Genomic DNA, 18,968 nt, shown 5'->3' on the forward strand with positions numbered 1-18,968 from the left:
ACACAATTAAAGATAATTGTGTCTGGGTGTTACTTTTGACTCAAGGGAGTTTTATGAATGGAGATAAAGAAACAATATCGCCCTGAAATAGAAGGGCTGAGATTAGTTGCTGCGTTACTCGTAGCTGTTTACCATATATGGATGATGCGTGTTTCAGGCGGGGTCGATGTATTTTTCGTCGTTTCCGGTTTTCTGATTACAACATCTTTACTATCAAAATATGCACGAAATGGTTACATAAAATTCTTCACATTTATCGGTGGTCTTTTAAAGAGGTTGTTGCCTCAGGCGATAACGGTTCTGCTTTTTATTACAGTTGCAGGTTATTTCATTCTGCCTGAATTCAGGCATGCCGGTACAATCAAGGAAATCTTTGCTTCATTGTTTTATTTTGAAAACTGGCAACTGGCCATAACGGGTACGGACTACCTGGACCAGGATAATGAGAAGAGTCCGGTCCAGCACTTCTGGGCGATGTCAATACAGGGTCAATTCTACATTATATGGTTTCTGATTATCTCAACTGCCATCATCTTGTATCAAAAGACGAAATTTGAACTGAAAAATATACTTCTGACTATTTTGATTGTGCTGTTTGGAGTATCCCTTTCGTATTCAGTCTATTTGACTGAGGTGAATCAACCACTGGCTTATTTCGATACACGCACAAGAGTCTGGGAATTTGCAGTGGGCGGTATACTGATGATTTTCATATTCAAACTAAAATTGCCTCAGTTAGTCAGTACGATAATAGGTTGGCTTGGCCTGGCGGCACTGGTAAGTACTGGTTTGATTATGGATGTTGAATCGAGTTTTCCGAGTTATGTTGCTTTATGGCCGGTTACAGCTGCCATACTGGTAATGTTGGCCGGGCAAAACCCGACTTCATTTGGTGTTGAGAAGTTTCTGGGGAGCAAACCGATGGTATATCTCGGAGGGCTGAGCTATGGTCTGTACTTATGGCATTGGCCATTATTGAGCTTTTATTACGTTATTTTCGGTACTTATGATGTCAGTCTCATACATGGTATTATTATCATCCTGCTGTCTCTGTTCCTCAGCTATTTGACAACTAATCTTGTAGAAAAACCATTGAATAAATTCATAACCTCAAGAAACCTGAATTTAAAATCTTTTACACCAATTATATCGATGGCGATACTGCTTGTTGTTCTTGCTTCGGGATGGTGGGCTTTCAATCAGTATAAGAGTGCCTATTCCATGGATCTGGTTGGAGACGAGGAATATCCTGGTGCAATGGCAAATACTGATGCCATTGACAGTCTCGAAGAAAAAGAACCTATTCCTGACTTGTCAACTGCTCCGAATGACAAAGCGGATTCTTATACAGACGGCTGCCATATTGGCCCCAAAACTACTGATGTGAAAATATGTGAATATGGTGTCGCTGACAACTATGATTATACAGTCGCTGTAGTGGGAGGTTCAAAGTCTGCACATTGGACGCCAAGCATTCAGTCATTTGCTGAAGAGGAATCGATCAGAGTATTGAATGTCACTAAAAGTGGCTGCCGCTTCTATCTTGGACAGGATCATAATGAAGCATGCATCGAATGGAACAAGAACGTAGTCGATGAACTGATGAAAGAAAAACCGGATCTGATTGTAACATTGGCCGATTATGCACGCACGCCGGAAAAAGTGCCAGAAGGATATGTAGAACAGTTTGAAGAAGTTGAAAAACATGATGTTCCTATACTGGCACTAAGAGACACTCCATATTTTAGTGAGGAAATTCCTAAGTGTCTGAGTGAAAATGGATTTGATACCAGTGAATGCGGTGTTGATCGTTCTGAAACATATCCAGAAGTTTCAGCTTGGGAAAAGGTGGAAAACCCACCAGAGAATGTACATTATGCAGACTACACGGATTATTTCTGTAATGAAGAAAAGTGTCCTCCGGTTATTGGTAATGTCGTGGCCTATCTCGATAAAAGCCATATGACCAAGACCTTTTCTGAGAGTTTTGGACCTATCATCCATAAAGATGTAATGGCAATACTATCCGGTAGAGAACCCACAGAATCACAGAATGCAACAGATACAGATGAAGACGGTTCTGAAGAGAAGGATAGTAAGAGTACAGAGCAGCAGGGAAACACTAATTTAATCGATAAAAACAGTACTACTGCAGGCTGGATAAATTCCAAAGGAGAACTTGGAGGCAATCCGGAATACGCAACTACCGATTATATAGAGTATGATTCAGATAAAGAGTATGATTTGAACCAAGGTGGCTACATCGCTTATTATGATGGGGACAAGTTCATCAAGACAGTTCAGGAAGAATTCGCAAGTACAATAGAAAATGTTCCTGAAGCGGATCAGATTCGTATCAGCTATCATACATCATTTGAAAATATGATTAAGCTGACGGAGAAAAATTAATGTGCAGACAAGACCAAACTGGTCTTGTCTGTATTTTTTGAATAAGTTTTCAGTTTCATCTATTTATACCAGAACAGGGCTAAGGGTATAACGACTACAATATGGACGAAATAAAACTTGTAGAGAAGTAATGAGAATGACCACAAAGGTTTTTAAATCTTTGTGGTCATAACATTTACTCACTCAGAAGAAGTATCCGGTACAGATTGTACAATTCCTGATTTATCCTATCCCCATCAAAAAACTGTTTTGCAATCTCATGACCAAACCTGCCGAGGCGATTTATATTGGCCTGGTCATCCAGCAGGTGATTCAGGTCGTACTCTATACTGCCAAGCTCGTAATCGACAAACCGTTTCCCTGCACCGCCGAAGTTGCTGTAAACGGCTGACTGCCAGTTCTGTTGTGTGATCAGGCCGATGTATATCTTGCTGCCGACCGCAATGACGGGTTTGCCGCATGCCATGCCTTCGATGGCGGATCTTCCCGGGGCGATGATGATGTCGCAGTCCAGATAGGCATTTTTCAGCTCTTCATCGACGAGCCAGCCTCTGAATTGGATGGTATGATCGGTGTCTTCAAGCATATTTTGACAAAGTTCCATGAATTCGTCTCTGTGTGTGCCGTCACCGATCATGTGTATATTGATCTTAATATCTGGTCTGGTTTTAATATGGTTCACAGCGAGGAGCAGTATGTCCATGATGAATTGCTTGTCCTTATCAAGGCGTGTGACGAATCCGACGGTGATTTCTTCGGCTTCCCCGTCATGATACTTCGGCTTATCGAACAGGCTGCTGTCGTACCCGTTGGGCATCACGTAGTACTTTTCATAGTGTGCATCAATCCGGTTCTGCAGATGGTTCTTTATCCCTTCCGATACTGTGACGATGGCATCCAGCTGATCGATATGGTCTTCGAGCCCGTCGAGCCATGTGCCGTGATAGGTCTCTATCAGGGGGGCGTTGTACTTTTCAGCGTATTTGAGTGCAGGATATTTGGAAGGCCCCGGATGGAAATGGACGAGATCGAATGCAACATCCACATTCTCTATGCTTTCGAGTGCCTGGTCTGCATCGGAAAAGTCTGTGGTGATTGTGTGTATGCCTTCTGCTTTCATGCGCTGCTCGAGACGTCCCGGCTTCAATACAACATGGACGGTGCAGCCCTGCTTTTTCATATATACTGCCGAAGCATAGACGTTCTCGTGCAGGCCGCCCATCGGCGCATGGAAGTTAACGATATACAGCAGGTTCATCATGATCCCCCCGAGTGGTTATTTGCCCTTGATTATACAGTTAATGCAATTCAAATAAAACTAAACGATGATGTGTTATCATGAAACCGTAAAGTACTCATACATACGGGAGGCAACTATGGATAAATTTTTGAAGCGTTTCATGATTGCAGTTCTATCTGTCTCTGTCCTGGCGGCATGCGGAAACGGAAGTGGCGACTCTGACAATCTCATTGATACCGGCAGTGTGACGAAAGGCAGCTGGGTGGGGTACAACGGTGATGATGTGGAAGATGAGGAGATGGTGACGTCTGAACTGATTCCCTACGATCCGGATGCTGGTTACGAAATCAACCGTTCCAGCTATGTTTCCTATTTCAACGGTGACGAGTTCATTGAAACGAAGTTATACGGGGAGGACCTGCCACTGACGATTGACCCGGTTGAAGAGGCGGACGGTATCAAAGTGAGCTTCAACCAGTACAACAGTGATGCGATTGAGCTGGTGGAAAAATAGTCCCGGCACCGATATATTACCGCTGGCATCCATCCGGTTTGCAGTGGAGCGGAAGACACGCAGGGGCGATGTGCTCGGTGCACACCAGAAGCTGACACGCCTCGAAGCCTACCGGAAAATGACACTGGACGCCGCACGTCTGAATGGCACGGAGGATGAAGCGGGCAGTGTGGAAGCGGGCAAATATGCAGACTTTGTCGTATTGAATGACAATCCGCTTGGATATGATGTAGAGCTGACGGATGATCTGGTGGAGATGACGATCGTGAACGGAAAAATCGTATATGGCAGCAGAAGCGGCGACCAAGGGGCTCCCCGGTCCTGAATATGATGTGCACTTCCTGAAGCAGGCGGCTGAAATATAAACTGCTTTCAGGGGGTGCATTTGTTTTTAAGTCTGCATTTAGGCACAAAGGTGAAAGGGTTAGCGTGCAATGCATATCACAGGATGGGCTGCGCATCCTTTTGCACATGATCATTGACAGTCCACGGTCTTATTGTTAACCTTAATAATTATATGGTTGACAATAATCGGGGAGAATATTCCCTGGACAAGGGGCGTATAGCATTGGACTTTAAAGCATTAGCAGACGAAGTGATAAAAGGTTATGAAATTGCAAATGAAGAAGCGATGCAGATTCTGGAATGTCCGGATGAAGAAATTCTGGAGCTGCTGAACAGTGCGTACATAATCCGGAAGCATTATTATGGAAATGAAGTCAAATTGAATATGATAATCAATACGAAATCCGGGGCATGTCAGGAAAATTGTGGATACTGTGCTCAATCAAGGGATTCTACCAATCCTATCGAGAAGTATCGGATGATGCAGAAAGATGAAATTGTAGAAGGGGCTAAAAGAGCATACCAGCTGCAGTCAGGCACTTACTGCATCGTTGCCAGCGGCCGGGGTCCAACCACCCGTGAACTGCACCAGGTCACGAGTGCCGTCAAAGAGATAAAGGAAAAGTATGATTTGAAAATATGTGCCTGTCTGGGAATACTCAAGCCTGGTCAGGCGGAGCAGCTCATGGAAGCCGGTGTCGACCGTTACAATCATAATATCAACACATCAGAGAACCATCACGATGCGATTACAACCAGTCACAGCTATCAGGACCGTGTTGGGACAGTCGGGAAAGTGAAAGAAGCAGGCATCTCACCGTGCTCCGGTGTGATTGTTGGGATGAAGGAGACGAAGCAGGACGTCATACAGATGGCTTTGGCACTGAAAGAATTGGATGCCGATTCCATACCTGTGAACTTCCTTCATGCGATGGAAGGGACCCTGCTCGAGGGGACTGATGAATTGACCCCGGTGTATTGTTTGAAAGTGCTGAGTCTTTTCCGCTTCATCAATCCAACTAAGGAGATCCGCATTTCAGGGGGCAGGGAAGTGAACCTGCGCAGTCTGCAGCCACTTGGGCTGTATGCAGCAAACTCCGTCTTTATCGGGGACTATCTGACCACAACCGGGCAGGAAGGGACGAAAGATCACCAGATGCTGAAGGATCTGGGGTTTGAAATTGACTATGTGGGCAGTGGCAGGCCGGTTTGACGTTTCGGATCGAAAGCATACCGGGGATATATCATCCAGCGGTTTAATCCGTGAAAGGCCGGCCGTCATTCAGGGCACTTATTTGTAACGCCCCCGGTATTATGATAATGTCTGGGGAGAAGAGACAATAAAATATCGCTGGGGGAGCCGATTGCAGGCTGAGACGGGCAAAGCCCGGACCCTTTGAACCTGAACTAGCTAAAACTAGCGTAGGAAAGTGCGTCACTGATACATACTCGAAGAATGGTGGTACCTGTTCTTAATATGTAACTATTTGTTTATACGCAGCTTTCCCTGGGGAAGGTTGCGTTTTTTATATTCTCTGGCACTTTTTATACGAGTGTCATCAAAATCAGAGACATAGGAGTTGTTATGATGAGTAGGACAGTATTGGTAACGGGCAGCAGCAGGGGTCTGGGAGCAGTTGTCGCAAAGACTTTGGCCGAAAAAGGATTCCGGGTGGTCATCAATTACTACAAAAGTGAAGAAGCTGCTGAAAAGCTTGTTCATGAGATTGGCCGGGAGAATGCTGTTGCAATCCGGGCTGATGTAACAGACCGGGAGGAAGCAGAGGGGCTCATAGCCAAGGGGACGGAATATTTCGGTCAAATTGATGTCGTCGTCAACAATGCCCTGGTGGGCTTCAAATTTAATCCGGACGAACAAAAGGCCTTCACAGAACTCACCTGGGATGATTATCAGAAACAGCTGGACGGTACGTTAAAAGCGGCGTTCAATGTTGTCCAGAGTGTCATGCCGCAATTCATCAGCAGACAGAGCGGAGACATTATAAGTATCGGCACCAATTTATATCAGAATCCCGTTGTACCCTATCATGAATACACGACTGCCAAGGCCGGACTGATCGGCTTCACGCGTAATATTGCTTCTGAACTCGGTGCGTACGGCATAAAAGCGAATGTAGTTTCAGGCGGATTATTGAAGGAGACGGATGCCAGCGCTGTTACGACACCGGAAGTGTTCGATCTCATTGCCCGCTCAACGCCGTTGCGGAGGGTTACGACCCCGCAGGATGTGGCCAATATGGTCGTCCATCTGGCTTCGGAAGATGCGAGCGGTATTACAGGTCAGAATATTACTGTGGATGGCGGTCTGACAATGAACTGACCGGCTGGATTGCCGTGGATAAGCCTTTAGGAAGAGCAGTGATCATAAACAATATATTGAGGTGTAGATAGATGACAGAGGCCAAAGAACAGAAATTGCATCTAGGTGTTTTGCTGTATGGGTGCGGGCATCATCAGGCAGCCTGGCTGATGCCGGATTCCAGCATTGAGCGCATTGGGGATGTTTCCTATTACCAGTATCTGGCCCGGTTGGCGGAGAAAGGCTGCTTTGATGCGGTGTTCTTTGCCGACAGCCAGTCATTCCAGGGTAAAAGCGCCAGTGATATGCCGGCGTTTTGGTTTGACCCTATAGTCAATCTGACCGCCATTTCCCAAGTGACCCGTCATGTAGGTCTGGTTTCAACGATCTCAAGCACTTTTTCCAATCCTTTCACAGCTTCCCGTCAGCTTTTAAGCCTGGACCATATGACAGGCGGGCGTGTGGGATGGAATCTTGTGACGTCAATGACGGACGCAGAAGCATTAAATCATAGCATGGAAAATCTGCCTTGCCATGACAGACGGTACGAAAAGGCAGATGAATTCGCTGCCCTGATGGACAAGCTGTTTCTTTCGTGGGACAGTCGCGGGTTTCTGCATCAGCGGGATGAAAGAAAGCTGATAGATGCTTCAAAAATCCATCCTTTTCATCACGAGGGCAAGTATTTTAAAGTGCGCGGGCCATCCACTACGCCGAAAAGTCCGCAGGGGAAGCCTGTATCAATGCAGGCAGGGGCATCCGGACAAGGTATTTCATTAGCTGTGAAATATGCTGATGCCGTCTATTCTGTTTCCTGGAATTTAAAGCAGGCCCGAAGATTCCGTGAAAAACTGGACGATAGGATCAGGCGGAGCGGGATGGGTGACAGACATATCAAAGTATTCCCGGGCCTGGTCACATTCGTTGGCCGTACTCATGGGGAAGCCCTGGCCAAAAAGGCAGCATTGGATGAGAAACTCCCCGTTGAAACAGCTTTGAAACAACTGGGTTTCTTCCTGCAGCAGGACTGTTCAAATTGGGAACTGGACGAACCGGTACCCAAGCTGCCTCCGGTCGAGGCCTTTAGCGGCCCTGTCGGCCGTTATGAAACGATACTTGAAATCATCAACGATACACAGCCTACTGTAAGGGATCTGCTGGGGTATCTCAATGCAGGGGGCGGCCACTTCACACTGATCGGCACACCTGAAGAGATCGTGGATCAGATGCAGGAGTGGTATAATGCCGGTGTGGCTGACGGATTTAACCTTATGCCGCCTGAACTCCCCGGCAGCCTGGAAGATTTTGTGAGTCTCGTTGTACCTGAACTGCAAAAAAGGGGCTTATTCAGGACAGAGTATGAAGGTGATACTTTGCGTGAACATTTAGGATTGCCATGCCCCGCACTTTAAAATGTCAATGAAGGTAGCCCCCTGTTGTCGAAAAAAGTCCGGCAGCCGGGTGGGCTGACGGACAAGTTTCTACGGGGGACCGGCCTTTTAAACTGGAAGGGCAAGTTCCCCGTTCAGTATTTTGTTGATGATATTCAACGTATCATTTTTACGGATCGGGTTATGCCCGAGCTGTTCGTCGAAATAGCTGATGATGTTGAGCCCTTTTGGATCGATGCCGTATGACTTCAGCGAGGCCATGAACGGATTGAGCTGGTTTTCAATATCACTCTCACAGCTCTGGTTCTGGAAGTAGTAGACCTTTTCGGGGAAGTACCCGTGATGTCTGATCGCTTCCGCGATGTCCAGCCTGTAGAGCAGGGAGTCCTCCACATCTTCAATCTCATCGATGCCGTATGAGTGCCTGACTATGCTTTTGGCATAGGGCCTCAAATAATTGAGCACTTTCGTCTGCGGATTGTTCACGACGGCAGTCGAGCCTTTTATCAGAACGGCGTAGTAGAGTGACATGAATCCGCCGGCGGATGAACCGAAGAAGTATGCGTCTTCAGCCGTGACATTCATCCTGGGCAGCAGGATGTTCAGGATGTCCGCAATCTCCTCCAGGTGGAAAGTTTCACGGCTGCCCTGCCCCCATCCGAGCCTGAGTTTCGTCCCGTGCAGTGTCGGGTCGTCGATGAAAATCGTCGATGCATCAATGTCTTCCGACCAGCTGTTCCGCATGTATACCGGCGGTGAATTCTTTTTTGGGTCCAGGGCGCCATTGCTGAAAATGACGCATTTTTTATGCGCAGGTTTAAAGTGCACTTTCATGCAGTAGGTGTGGTTCCCTCTCTTTATCTTCAGTTCCTGCATTTCATCTTTTTGCAGTGTAATGCCCACAAGGTCTTCATGTTCGTTGATCGTCTGGGATCCAGCCATAAAATTCTCCTTTGTCCGACACAGTCGGTTTCAGTCATGGAGATATATTAACACATCGGCCACCGGATTATGAACTGAAAACCCATTGGTATTTTCTGTATTGGCAGCAGCGGGGCCCTATTCGACCGGAGCGCTGCTCAGTTCTTCGTAGTTCTGGATGTAATAGTGCCCGTCACGTTCCACGACATCGTATTTTACGTATGCATCATGGACGCCGCCGGAATTTTCGTGTGAGTATTCCCTGTATGCATAGACGTTGTATCTGCCGTCCGATACGCTCTCCACCTCTTCGATGAAGACGGAGTAGGTCATGTGGTCCCTGAAGTTTCCTGATGCCTTGTTGTCGACGAGCTGGCTGTATGCATCAGAACCGGGGAGCAGATAGTCAAGCGTCCTTTCATTCGCCCCGTTATAATACTCTGGGAGTGAGAACAGGTAGGTGGTGACGAGGGATTCAGGGCTGCCGGTGTAGGTCTTTCCATCCTGCGGCACCTCACTTGTCTCCGCCTCGATATCCCGTGACTCACCGTATTTCACTTCGAATGAATACTTCACCGCACAGGGGAGACATCCGCTTCCCGGAGCCTGGGGCAGTGTGCCGTCTCGAGCGAGATCTTTGTATGCCTGGAACCGGTCGGCGGTGGGTACACCCTCACATTCCGTCAGCTGCGACATGATGCATTGCTCTGCGGCTGTATAGTTGTTGCCGGAAGTGTTCCGGTCAGCCCCGGGTTCAGTGCTGTCCTCTTCGGAGGGCTCTTCCTCTGTTTCCTCCTCCGTTCTCTCATGAGTGTCCTCTTCTGAGGATGTCTCCTCAGCTGTTTTCGCAGTGTCCGGTTCTGTTGTCTCTTCTGAAGATTCTTCCCCAGCCGGTTCCTCCGTCTCACCGGTGTCATTTTCAACATGTTCTTCACTGTCGTCTGCCGGACCCGCCACAAAGAAATATACGCCGCCTGCAATCAGCAGTAATGCAATGATGATGCCGATAGCCTTGCTCATGACACTGCCTCCTTGTCTAGACCGTTTGTCGTCTTACCTCAATGATATCTGTATATGCATTGGAGGGAAACAGACGAGCCGGGCAGGTGGGAAAGTAGTAGAGACTTATTCAGGCAGTCACTCTTCATTAAGGAATTGCATGATACTCCAGATATGTACGTAATGTACATTATGTGCTTTTGGTGGTATGATAAGTGTGAGAGGAGCGATTACCATGCAGAAGACTTTGAATGCTACTGATGTCAGGAAGGAATGGAGCCGCTTCAATGATGAGGTTATCCGTTACGGCCCCCGTTTTGTAAAAAGGAATAGGGATGAATGGGCAGCTTTGAACACAGATCATCTTGATTCGATATTAGAAGCTTTTGATTTTGAAGCTGAACTTTATACAGAGGATGATGGTTCAGTTACTGCCTCTTTGTCTGGATTTGACCTGGTAGAGAACGGTAAGACAAAATCAGAAGCATTGGAATTTCTGGCTGAAGAGCTGATGGATTATGCTGAAGAGTATCAGGGTAATTTCAATATGTACTTTAACTCCTCCAACAGGCGTTCCCACTTTCCCTATATCTTGAAAGTCTTGTCTCAAGATACTAAAGAAGGAGTAAAATCCCTGATTCAGTGCCGACCTGGAGAGAAATAGAAAGGTTTTGTCGGAGAGATGGATGGGAAGAATATAAAACTAAAACCCATCATTGGTACTTCAGAAAGCAAATGGACAATGGGGAAGTCAAAAGAACAAAAGTGTCCAGGGGGACAGGGGAAGTCAAAGGACATCTGTGGAAAGAGATATTGAAAAAACAATTGAAAGTAACGGAGGAATACTTCAATAAGACTAAATGAGGTCTTATTGGAGTATTTTTTTATGGGTCATATCTTACGCTGCATCTCGGAGCAATCCGATCCTTTTGCCATTTGTCGCATAGAAGTTCCCTGTACAATTCATATGCCTCTTCGCCGTATATGCGTGCATCCCCATAGGCGTAGAAGGGCGGGAGCGGATCGTGACACCAAATGTCATCTTCAGCATGATTCTCAACGAGTGTTTTCAGCGCATCCAGATCCGCTCTGAACTGCGCACTGCGTTTTCCGCCGCGCCGCCGGTGCTCTCTGTCGCAGGCGCGGATCAGCCGGGCGGTGTCGGTTATATAGGGCATGCCGGAGTTGTAGACGTGCTTTACAATCGGATGGTGCTGATACTGCGTGTTCGTATCCAGTACACCGATCAGGCTGAGGTTGACACGGATGATCTGGTACAGCTCGAGCACCTGTTTGGACAGGCGTCTGTTATCGAGATACCGGGCGCTTGTCCCGTGGTCGGGTGAGACTCTGAATATCTGCATGGACGTTCCTCCTCGTTCCCTCCATTCTATAGCAACGGAAATTTATCGACAACAGATTATCTTTCAGATGGAAATATGACATTTATTCCACGGAATAAGGGTACTGACCAGTAAACGGTAAAAAGGAGCGGATTGATATGAAGTGTACGATCGTCGGCATGTGGGGCGGTTTTCCGAAGCGGAACGAGCCGACTTCGGGCTATCTGGTGGAGAAGGACGGCTTCTGCATACTGCTGGATGCCGGGAGCGGGGTGGCGGCGCACGTGCAGAACTATGTGGATCTGAACGACCTGCACCATGTGTTCATCTCGCATTACCATTATGACCATTCGTGTGATCTTGGGTCTTTTCTGTTCGCGCGCATGATCAATACCCAGCTGGGCAGGGTCGACAGGAATCTGAATGTATACGGTCCGGCAGATGGTGATGTGGAGCGCCAGGTGGATAAAGTGAAGCACAATACGTTCTGTCCGTACGGGGAGGACAGTACTTTCCAGATCGGGCCGTTCAGTATCGTGTTCCATAGAAATGCGCATTCGGTAGAGACATATGCCCTGCGGATCACGGATGATGACGGGAAGTGCCTGGTGTATACGGCGGATACGAACTACAGGCAGAGCCTCGCAAAATTTTCAGAAGGTGCCGATGTGCTGATTACCGAGTGCAGCCTCTACGAAGATGAGGAGGGTGAAAGGGTGGGGCACATGAGCGTCGGTGATGTCTGTGTCCTGTCAGAGCGGTCCGGCGCAGGCAAAGTCGTGCTTTCCCATCTGCCGCATTACGGCAATCTGGAAGAACTGGCAGACTCATTCCGCAAATCGGGTGCCGGGGAAGCGGTGCTGGCCGAAGCGGGCATGGAGATAGAGGTGTAGAACAGAGAGACGGAGGTGGCACATATGAATGACCTGAAATTGCTGCTCGATCTGAATGGGGAAACGGCCGACCTGTATGCAGAGACGGACCGGCAAGCGCGGGCGATGTACCAGATATACGGTTTCGGTCCGCTGGAGGAGAAGGATATTGATGACGTGCCCCGGAAGATCATGTTTGAAGCGGGTGGGAGCAATGTGCTTGCCGGCATCCCGAAAGGGAATATCGACTATCTGCTCGGCGCCAACATCATCACTTTCGGGGCGGACGAAGTCTGCATATATGAATTTGAGAATAAAGACCCGTCCGAGCTTGAAAGAGCGGGGGAGGGTCTGTATGAGGTCATGCTCAAGGAACAGGCTTCCATTGAGAACGGGGCTGTTGCGGATATACTGGCCACCGGTCTCTACTCGTTGGAGTATGACGGCACAGAGGATGATTTCCCGCTGTCGACCAACCGGCTGCTGATGTTTTTATTCGGTGAAAAGGCGAGGATCTACCGGAACGGGATTCTGGATGACGGGAAGTATGATGGGTTCATCAAGGCGGCCGGCCGGTTCATGGAGGACTGCGATATCGAGTTCGAGCAGTCGGAAGGCAGGGAGCTTGTGCTCTGCACGATCTACCTGATGCGGGAGTATCTGAACCAGGATTGGGAGCGGATCAGCGGTCTGCTCTGAATGCAGGGGCCGGGGCTTTATACGGGGAACGCTTCAATACGGGCGGATGATGTCGGTTGGAGTGTTCTTTTTTTATTGTGCTAAACTATCCCGTATCATAGAATTAATCTGGAGGTGATACTGTGGACTATCAGAATGATAATCGTATATTACATAACCCCACCGGCAAAAAGCGGATGGGACTTGCTCTGCTCCTGGGGATGCTTGCAATCATGGGGCCGCTCAATATTGACATGTATCTGCCGAGTTTCCCGGGCATTGCACAGGATCTGGGGACTACGGCGTCACTCGTCCAGGTCAGTCTGACAGCGTGCCTGCTCGGTCTCGCATCCGGTCAGGTTGTCATCGGGCCATTCAGTGATGCACAGGGTAGGAAGCGGCCCCTGCTCGTCTCCACCTCGCTGTTTGTGGTCGCCTCGTTGCTCTGTGCACTGGCACCGAACATCCATGTACTGATTGCCGCGCGGTTCCTGCAGGGATTCACAGCGTCTGCGGGTGTGGTCCTTTCCCGGGCGGTTGTGCGCGATGTGTTCAGCGGCAGGGAACTGTCGAAATTCTTCTCCCTGCTGATGGTCATCAATGCTGTTGCACCGATGGCTGCGCCAATAGCGGGCGGCGCGATTTTACTGCTGCCGTTTGCCCGCTGGCATACCATATTCCTGTTTCTGGGCATTCTCGGGATCCTCATCGTAATCATAGTTGCAGTGAGCCTCAGGGAAACGCTGCCTCCTGAGAAGCGGATACAAAGTTCCGGCCCGGCGACCCTCCGTACGATAGGCGGGCTGTTTACCGACCGGTCGTTCATCGGCTATGCTGTTCTCGTCGGTTTCGTTCACGGCGGCAGCTTTGCATATGTGTCAGGTACACCTTTCATCTATCAGGGGATCTATGGCGTCTCGCCGCAGACCTTCAGCATACTGTTTGGCATCAACGGCATCGCCATCATCATCGGCAGTTTCATCATCGGACGCCTCGGTGCTGTCATCCACGAGAAAAAGCTGCTGAGGACTGCTGTCATCATTGCGGTCAGCGCCACCTTCATCCTGCTCATCATGACGATCATTGAAGGGCCGCTCGCTGCCATCGTCATACTGATTTTCATCTATATGACCACGATGGGGATGACGATTACCAGTACATTCACCCTCGGGATGTCCGAACAGGGGCACCGGGCAGGGAGCGCCAGTGCCGTGCTGGGCATGCTGCCCCTGCTGCTCGGTGCCGTATTCTCCCCGCTTGCCGGGGTGAACGAAGCCTCTGCGATACCTATGGGCGTCATTTTGTTCAGCACTTCGTCGGTCGGCCTGATCGCATATATCAGACTGATCAGATGAGGGCGTCCCATCGCTGCAGCATTCTGCAAGTGCATTTAGCTTAACTTTATATCACAAAATGTTATCATATGATGTGTAATAATATAATTTTGGAGCTGAATTCAATGATAGATATTCATAACCATCTGCTGATGAATGTGGATGACGGGCCTGTGAGCGAGCGGGAGGTACTGGATCTGCTTCACCAGGCAATCGACCAGGGGATCACGAATGTCATGCTGACGCCGCATCACTATGCCGGACCGTACATGACACCGAAAAGCACGGTGGTCGGGAAGCTGGCGGAAATCCAGAAGCTGATTGACGACAATGAACTCGACATCGCGGTGCATCACGGCCAGGAGATCCGCATCAACGAGAACATCATCGCAGATCTCGAGTCGGGCTTCGACACGTCGCTCAACGACTCCCGGTATATACTGGTGGAAATGCCGTTCACCGAACTGCCGCCGTTCTACGAAACGGTCATCGATGAGCTGATTGATAACGGCTACACGCCGGTCATCGCCCATCCGGAAAGGTGTGCGGAGATCGTCAGCGATCCAGGGATTTTATTGGAACTGGTGAATAAAGGCGTACTCGCCCAGGTGACCGCCGCATCCGTCACCGGAGACTTCGGCGAAGAGCTGCAGGAAACAGCGTTCAAGATGATCGAAAACGGACTGATCCATATCGTCGCAAGCGATGCACACCACGCAGAAGTGCGGCCGTTCATGCTCAGGAAGGCATTCGAAACCATCGACGCACGGCTGGGTGGGCAGGTTTCCGAAAAATTGAAAGACAACGCCCGTAAAATATTCGCAGACGAACCCGTCGTGGTCGAAGGTGTCGAGCGGATCAGATAAATATTGGTCCGGACCAGGCATGAAGATGCCTGGTCTTTTTTGTGCGTGCAAGGTGCCGTTTCGCATCTACGAACCCGTTTCGTGTACGCGTAAGTGCCGTTTCGCATCTACGGAATCGTTTCGTGTACGTGTAAGTGCCGTTTCGCATCTACGGAATCGTTTCGTGTACGTGCAAGTGCTGTTTCGCATCTACGGAATCGTTTCGTGTACGCGCAACGCCCGTTTCACATCTACGAACCCGTTTCGTGTACGCGTAAGGTGCGTTTCGCATCTACGGACCGATTTCGTGTACGTGTAAGTGCCGTTTCGCATCTACGGACCGATTTCGTGTACGTGCAGGGTGCCGTTTCGCATCTACGAACCCGTTTCGTGTACGTGCAGGGTGCCGTTTCACATCTACGAACCCGTTTCGTGTACGCGCAAGGTGCCGTTTCGCATCTACGGAATCGTTTCGTGTACGCGCAAGGTGCCGTTTCGCATCTACGAACCCGTTTCGTGTACGTGTAAGTGCTGTTTCACATCTACGAAATCATTTCGTGTACGCGCAACGCCCGTTTCACATCTACGAACCTGTTTCGTATCCCCGCAAACCGCACAAAGTCTCCGCAGCGCACAAAACAGCACCTGTCCGCTACTGGACAGGTGCTGTTCTCACATATTTTCAACGAAATCACGACTTACCCCGGGGTTTCGTCTTGCTGTAGCCGAACATCCGCAACAGATGTTTGATGACCGGGGTGTGCAGGAGCATGAATTCGAATACGCGCATGACACGTTTGATGCGCTTGGGTTCCTGGATCAGACGGTAGAGCCACTCGAGCTGGAGTCTGATCCAGAATTTCGGTGCGCGCTGGGCTTTGCCGCTCAGGACGTCGAAGCTGCCGCCGACGCCCATGAAGACACCTTTGTCGAACCGGCCGATATTGTCGGCGATCCACTTTTCCTGGCGCTGCATGCCGAGTGCGACGAAGACGATGTCGGGGGCACTTTCCACGACCATGTCGGCGATTTTCCCGTCGTCCGGGTCGAAGTATCCATCGTGGCGCCCGGCCACTTTGAGCCCCGGATAGAGTTTCTCCGCATTCGCCACAGCTTTTTTGTTGGAATCCTCCGATGCGCCGAGGAAGAATACACTGTAGCCGTTTTTAGCGGCGTGTTCAAGCATGCGGTACATCACATCGATGCCGCTGACCCGCTCGGGCAGCGGCCGGCCCATCAGCATCGCCGCATTGACGATGCCGACACCGTCAGCGAGCACATAGTCGGCGGACTGCACCACCTTCTTGAAATCGGGATGGTCCCGCGTCTCTATGACGAATTCGGGATTGGCCGTGACGATGAAATTTTTGCTTCCATTCGCCAGGTCAGGGTAGACGATGTATTTCAGGAATGAATTCATCGACGTGTTGAAAAAGTCGATATCCATCACCGTCACCGTCTTGTAGGTTCTGCCCATCGCGTTCACCTCGCTTCCTTCCGTGAACATGTAAACGTTCATCTTTTCCTTTTATTTCTATATTTTTGGTAATAAAAACCGGTTCCCCCTATAGATTCTCTTCATCTTCCGCCATGACGTTGTCCATGTGCGTCCACACGGGCGCTTCATCGCCTTCGATCAGGCCTCTGTACCAGACGTTGTTCCCGACGAGCACCGTCTGGTCCACATGGAATTTCATGCCGGCGTGGTGTTCCAAAGTTTCATGCACGTACTGCGCCGGACCACCCCACGGTTCGCTTGCGGCGAATCCGGTATCGTTCAGCATGAATTCCTTTTTGTCCCGATCCACGAATGTCAGCGCATGAGACGACGTCTCATCGGCCCGGATCCAGCCGATGACGCCGTCCTCTCCGCTCGGCTTCGTGCTGAGCAGGTAGAACACTTCGAAGTGGTACGTTGCTTCGCGTTTGACATAGTATACCCGTTTTTTGAATTTATGTGCATGCTCTTTATGGTCGTCGCTGTCCGGAGATGCGAAGATGTCAGTGCTGTCGCCCTTGAGATGGGCGAGGCGGCTGACGGGCCGGATGGTGTACCCGTGGGAGCGTTCCAGGTCCTGGTCGTCATCGAGCAGCGTCAGGTTGCCGTATTTCTTGTACTCGGCTTCAGCCGGATCGCGGTCCATCACTTTCTGGCGGTAGTCGTTACGCTCGTCCTTCGACATGGAACGCCACTTGGAGAGGAAGGATTCATACAGCGGCAGGACATCACGCACTTCGCCGAACGCCTTCACACGGCCGAATTCGAGCCACAGTATCTTGTTGCAGAACCGCTTCATCTGGCCGATGGAGTGGCTGACGAAGATCATCGTCTTGCCCTGGTCCCTGAATTCCATCATCTTTTTGAGGCTTTTCTCGGCGAATGCCTTGTCCCCGACGGACAGTGCTTCATCGATGATGAGGACGTCCGGGTCGATGTTGACGCTGATGGCGAATCCGAGGCGTGACTTCATCCCGCTGGAGTAGGACTTGACAGGCATGTCGATGAAGTTCTCGAGCTCGGAGAACTCGATGATGTCGGGCTCAAGCTCCTTGATCTCATCCTTTGAGAAGCCGAGCATCAGACATTTGAGTTCGATGTTGTCGCGGCCCGTCAGGTCTTCATTCAGCCCCGCGGCGACCGCAATCAGCGCTGTCTGGCCGTTGACCTGTACATCGCCCCGCGACTCGGGGACGATGCCTGCCAGTATGTTGGACAGGGTCGACTTGCCGGAGCCGTTGATGCCGATGAAGCCGACGACGTCACCTTTCTCCGCTTCGAAGTCGACGCCGTTCAAGGCGAAGAACTCCCTGCCGTGGCCCTTCGGGCTGACGAGATCCAGTATGCGCTCTTTCTGGCTGTCATACACTTTATATTTTTTAGCGACATCTTTCGCTACGATTGCTTTAGTCATACGAATCCCCTCTTATAGATAGTCAATGAAATTCCGTCTGAACATCACATGGAGCGTGGCGCCGATGAGCATCATGAGGAAGATGACACCCCAGAAGTAGAGTGACTGTTCCCAGTGCGTCACGATATACCACTCGGTCCCGAAGAACACGGAACGGTACCCTTCGATCAGGTACAGCAGCGGATTCAGCTGCATGAGCTTCATGATCAGCGGGAAATCCGACAGCAGCGACAGCGGCCACAGGACGCCCGATACATAGAGCAGCATGCGCAGCAGTGAGTTCAACAGCAGGTGCACATCACGCACGAGCGTCGACAGTGTCGATGTGATCAGTGAAAAGGCGAATATCAGGGCATAGGTCCCGATTACAAAGTAGATCAGCTGCAGGTAGTATATGTTGACGTAGTAGCCTGCCAGCTGGAACACCAGGAACGCCAGGAACAGCATGATGACGTGCGTATAGAACTTGGAGAATATCGTAATGTTCGGTATGGCACTGAGCGGGAAGCTCATCTTTGAGAGCATCTTGAGCCGCCGGTATATGGACTTCGACGCCTCGATGCTCCCCTGGAAGAAGAACGTCCAGACGATGAAGCCGATGGCGAGCCAGTAGAAGAACGGCACTTTTGTACCGCCCATCTCGATCGGCTCCCGCTGGCGCAGCGTCCCGAAGACGAACCAGTAGATCATGATGCTGATCACCGGTGTGAGCACTTCCCACACGATGCCGAGGTAGTTATTCTGGTTTTTGCTTTTCATGTCGTACAGGGACATCCTTCTTATAAGATAGAAGTTTTTGAACTGTTCCTGCAGGACGATCCATAAGGATTTCATTCTTTTCTCAC

18 protein-coding genes and 1 riboswitch are annotated in these 18,968 nt (G+C 49.8%); of the genes, 11 read left to right on the plus strand and 7 right to left on the minus strand.

What is annotated here, in order from left to right; all coding sequences use genetic code 11:
• The first annotated feature begins 57 nt into the window (after positions 1-57).
• Entirely contained in the window at positions 58-2,409 is a 2,352-nt protein-coding gene (locus C792_RS0103785) for an acyltransferase family protein (RefSeq protein ID WP_017548116.1), read from the plus strand.
• A 175-nt stretch (positions 2,410-2,584) separates the two neighbouring features.
• On the opposite strand, the gene C792_RS0103790 is transcribed toward C792_RS0103785, so the two are convergent.
• Positions 2,585-3,667 (minus strand): glycosyltransferase family 4 protein, encoded by a 1,083-nt coding sequence (locus C792_RS0103790; protein WP_017548117.1) that lies wholly within the window; start codon positions 3,665-3,667, stop codon positions 2,585-2,587.
• Positions 3,668-3,785: 118 nt separating this feature from the next.
• Between C792_RS0103790 and C792_RS14200 the strand changes: the two genes are divergently transcribed.
• The 5 genes from C792_RS14200 to C792_RS0103815 all read left to right on the plus strand — a co-directional run bounded on the left by C792_RS14200 (position 3,786) and on the right by C792_RS0103815 (position 8,240).
• The gene (locus C792_RS14200; protein ID WP_017548118.1) at positions 3,786-4,163 is read left to right on the plus strand and encodes a hypothetical protein; all 378 of its coding nucleotides are present in this window, start codon (positions 3,786-3,788) and stop codon (positions 4,161-4,163) included.
• Positions 4,144-4,488: an amidohydrolase family protein gene (locus C792_RS0103800; protein ID WP_017548119.1), complete on the plus strand. Its 345-nt coding sequence runs from the start codon at positions 4,144-4,146 to the stop codon at positions 4,486-4,488. The genes C792_RS14200 and C792_RS0103800 overlap by 20 nt, the downstream gene beginning before the upstream one ends.
• Before the next feature lie 243 nt (positions 4,489-4,731).
• Entirely contained in the window at positions 4,732-5,721 is a 990-nt protein-coding gene (bioB, locus tag C792_RS0103805; RefSeq protein WP_017548120.1) for a biotin synthase BioB, read from the plus strand.
• Positions 5,722-5,851: 130 nt separating this feature from the next.
• A riboswitch (TPP riboswitch) is annotated at positions 5,852-5,954 on the plus strand.
• Positions 5,955-6,096: 142 nt separating this feature from the next.
• A complete protein-coding gene (locus C792_RS0103810) occupies positions 6,097-6,849 on the plus strand; it encodes a 3-oxoacyl-ACP reductase (protein WP_017548121.1) in 753 nt (250 codons plus the stop codon).
• A 71-nt stretch (positions 6,850-6,920) separates the two neighbouring features.
• Positions 6,921-8,240 carry an LLM class flavin-dependent oxidoreductase gene (locus C792_RS0103815; RefSeq protein WP_017548122.1) on the plus strand — a complete coding sequence of 440 codons (1,320 nt, stop codon included), beginning with the start codon at positions 6,921-6,923 and terminating at the stop codon, positions 8,238-8,240.
• A gap of 87 nt (positions 8,241-8,327) precedes the next feature.
• Here C792_RS0103815 and C792_RS14205 read toward each other — a convergent pair whose 3' ends face one another.
• Together C792_RS14205 and C792_RS0103825 are read right to left on the minus strand one after the other, a co-directional pair.
• Entirely contained in the window at positions 8,328-9,161 is an 834-nt protein-coding gene (locus C792_RS14205; protein WP_017548123.1) for a hypothetical protein, read from the minus strand.
• A 117-nt stretch (positions 9,162-9,278) separates the two neighbouring features.
• Positions 9,279-10,160, minus strand: a complete 882-nt coding sequence (locus C792_RS0103825; protein ID WP_017548124.1) for a hypothetical protein — start codon at positions 10,158-10,160, stop codon at positions 9,279-9,281.
• A 214-nt stretch (positions 10,161-10,374) separates the two neighbouring features.
• Here C792_RS0103825 and C792_RS0103830 point away from each other — a divergent pair, with 214 nt between their 5' ends.
• A complete protein-coding gene (locus tag C792_RS0103830) occupies positions 10,375-10,803 on the plus strand; it encodes a hypothetical protein (RefSeq protein WP_017548125.1) in 429 nt (142 codons plus the stop codon).
• A 220-nt stretch (positions 10,804-11,023) separates the two neighbouring features.
• Here C792_RS0103830 and C792_RS0103840 read toward each other — a convergent pair whose 3' ends face one another.
• Complete coding sequence (locus C792_RS0103840; protein ID WP_017548127.1) at positions 11,024-11,503, minus strand: pyrimidine dimer DNA glycosylase/endonuclease V; 480 nt, start codon at positions 11,501-11,503, stop codon at positions 11,024-11,026.
• Between the two features lie 137 nt (positions 11,504-11,640).
• Between C792_RS0103840 and C792_RS0103845 the strand changes: the two genes are divergently transcribed.
• The 4 genes from C792_RS0103845 to C792_RS0103860 all read left to right on the plus strand — a co-directional run bounded on the left by C792_RS0103845 (position 11,641) and on the right by C792_RS0103860 (position 15,232).
• Positions 11,641-12,375, plus strand: a complete 735-nt coding sequence (locus C792_RS0103845; protein ID WP_017548128.1) for an MBL fold metallo-hydrolase — start codon at positions 11,641-11,643, stop codon at positions 12,373-12,375.
• 24 nt (positions 12,376-12,399) lie between these two features.
• Positions 12,400-13,053, plus strand: a complete 654-nt coding sequence (locus C792_RS0103850) for a hypothetical protein (protein WP_017548129.1) — start codon at positions 12,400-12,402, stop codon at positions 13,051-13,053.
• A 146-nt stretch (positions 13,054-13,199) separates the two neighbouring features.
• Positions 13,200-14,387, plus strand: coding sequence for a Bcr/CflA family efflux MFS transporter (locus tag C792_RS0103855; protein ID WP_026090210.1), 1,188 nt, complete (start codon positions 13,200-13,202; stop codon positions 14,385-14,387).
• 104 nt (positions 14,388-14,491) lie between these two features.
• Positions 14,492-15,232, plus strand: a complete 741-nt coding sequence (locus C792_RS0103860) for a tyrosine-protein phosphatase (protein WP_017548131.1) — start codon at positions 14,492-14,494, stop codon at positions 15,230-15,232.
• A 670-nt stretch (positions 15,233-15,902) separates the two neighbouring features.
• Here the strand turns inward: C792_RS0103860 and C792_RS0103865 are convergent.
• The 3 genes from C792_RS0103865 to C792_RS0103875 are packed head-to-tail and all read right to left on the minus strand — an operon-like array spanning position 15,903 to position 18,957.
• The gene (locus tag C792_RS0103865) at positions 15,903-16,730 is read right to left on the minus strand and encodes a WecB/TagA/CpsF family glycosyltransferase (RefSeq protein WP_245537513.1); all 828 of its coding nucleotides are present in this window, start codon (positions 16,728-16,730) and stop codon (positions 15,903-15,905) included.
• 46 nt (positions 16,731-16,776) lie between these two features.
• A complete protein-coding gene (gene tagH, locus C792_RS15125; protein WP_017548133.1) occupies positions 16,777-18,123 on the minus strand; it encodes a teichoic acids export ABC transporter ATP-binding subunit TagH in 1,347 nt (448 codons plus the stop codon).
• Between the two features lie 12 nt (positions 18,124-18,135).
• Entirely contained in the window at positions 18,136-18,957 is an 822-nt protein-coding gene (locus C792_RS0103875; RefSeq protein WP_017548134.1) for an ABC transporter permease, read from the minus strand.
• Between the last annotated feature and the right edge of the window lie 11 nt (positions 18,958-18,968).

This window comes from Salinicoccus carnicancri Crm, from assembly GCF_000330705.1.
GTDB classification, from domain to species: Bacteria; Bacillota; Bacilli; order Staphylococcales; family Salinicoccaceae; genus Salinicoccus; species Salinicoccus carnicancri.

Bases quoted from the DNA above. Each gene is read 5' to 3' on its own strand.
- C792_RS0103785 (WP_017548116.1), top strand. From the start codon at position 58: ATGGAGATAAAGAAACAATATCGCCCTGAAATAGAAGGGCTGAGATTA.
- C792_RS0103790 (WP_017548117.1), bottom strand. From the start codon at position 3,667: ATGAACCTGCTGTATATCGTTAACTTCCATGCGCCGATGGGCGGCCTG.
- C792_RS14200 (WP_017548118.1), top strand. From the start codon at position 3,786: ATGGATAAATTTTTGAAGCGTTTCATGATTGCAGTTCTATCTGTCTCT.
- C792_RS0103810 (WP_017548121.1), top strand. From the start codon at position 6,097: ATGAGTAGGACAGTATTGGTAACGGGCAGCAGCAGGGGTCTGGGAGCA.
- C792_RS0103815 (WP_017548122.1), top strand. From the start codon at position 6,921: ATGACAGAGGCCAAAGAACAGAAATTGCATCTAGGTGTTTTGCTGTAT.
- C792_RS14205 (WP_017548123.1), bottom strand. From the start codon at position 9,161: ATGGCTGGATCCCAGACGATCAACGAACATGAAGACCTTGTGGGCATT.
- C792_RS0103825 (WP_017548124.1), bottom strand. From the start codon at position 10,160: ATGAGCAAGGCTATCGGCATCATCATTGCATTACTGCTGATTGCAGGC.
- C792_RS0103830 (WP_017548125.1), top strand. From the start codon at position 10,375: ATGCAGAAGACTTTGAATGCTACTGATGTCAGGAAGGAATGGAGCCGC.
- C792_RS0103840 (WP_017548127.1), bottom strand. From the start codon at position 11,503: ATGCAGATATTCAGAGTCTCACCCGACCACGGGACAAGCGCCCGGTAT.
- C792_RS0103845 (WP_017548128.1), top strand. From the start codon at position 11,641: ATGAAGTGTACGATCGTCGGCATGTGGGGCGGTTTTCCGAAGCGGAAC.
- C792_RS0103850 (WP_017548129.1), top strand. From the start codon at position 12,400: ATGAATGACCTGAAATTGCTGCTCGATCTGAATGGGGAAACGGCCGAC.
- C792_RS0103860 (WP_017548131.1), top strand. From the start codon at position 14,492: ATGATAGATATTCATAACCATCTGCTGATGAATGTGGATGACGGGCCT.
- C792_RS0103865 (WP_245537513.1), bottom strand. From the start codon at position 16,730: ATGAACGTTTACATGTTCACGGAAGGAAGCGAGGTGAACGCGATGGGC.
- tagH (WP_017548133.1), bottom strand. From the start codon at position 18,123: ATGACTAAAGCAATCGTAGCGAAAGATGTCGCTAAAAAATATAAAGTG.
- C792_RS0103875 (WP_017548134.1), bottom strand. From the start codon at position 18,957: ATGAAATCCTTATGGATCGTCCTGCAGGAACAGTTCAAAAACTTCTAT.